The organism is Brevibacillus sp. MCWH (assembly GCF_013096935.1).
In the GTDB taxonomy this organism is placed as follows: domain Bacteria; phylum Bacillota; class Bacilli; order Brevibacillales; family Brevibacillaceae; genus Brevibacillus; species Brevibacillus aydinogluensis.
In genome coordinates this window covers 1-381 of the sequence record NZ_SDLF01000253.1, presented here as the reverse complement: position 1 = coordinate 381, position 381 = coordinate 1, and the positions used below count along the sequence as shown (strand labels likewise).

The 381-nt window shown below is 30.7% G+C and carries 1 protein-coding gene; it reads left to right on the top strand.

Annotated elements, in window-relative coordinates:
- On the top strand, positions 1-381 hold a 381-nt coding region (locus ETC00_RS20335; RefSeq protein WP_371808945.1), incomplete at both ends, for a TopoII/MutL transducer domain-containing protein.

Sequence of the window (381 nt, the reverse complement as noted above, 5' to 3'; positions counted from 1 at the left end):
CTACTAAATTGAAAGAGTATGATAAAGGTAGAGAGATTGATAGATTTATTGGGTTAGAAGTAGCATTTACTTACAATTCTTCTCCAAGTATGGACATGGTTGTAGATTCATTCTGTAACTTTGTCAATACTGTGGATAATGGTGTACATGTAGATGCTGTTAGACAAGGTATTATTCAGTATTTAACTAAAGCTACTAAAGAATCATTAAATAGTAGAGAAGCTAAAAACTTAGATATTATTAACCATGATGTTACTAACGGACTCGTATTAAGTGTAAACTTAAGTACAAATATGAACCCACAATTTGCTGGACAAACTAAAGAGAAAATAACTAACAATGCTTTCTTCAAACCTTTACGTGAAATGACTTATAAAGAGC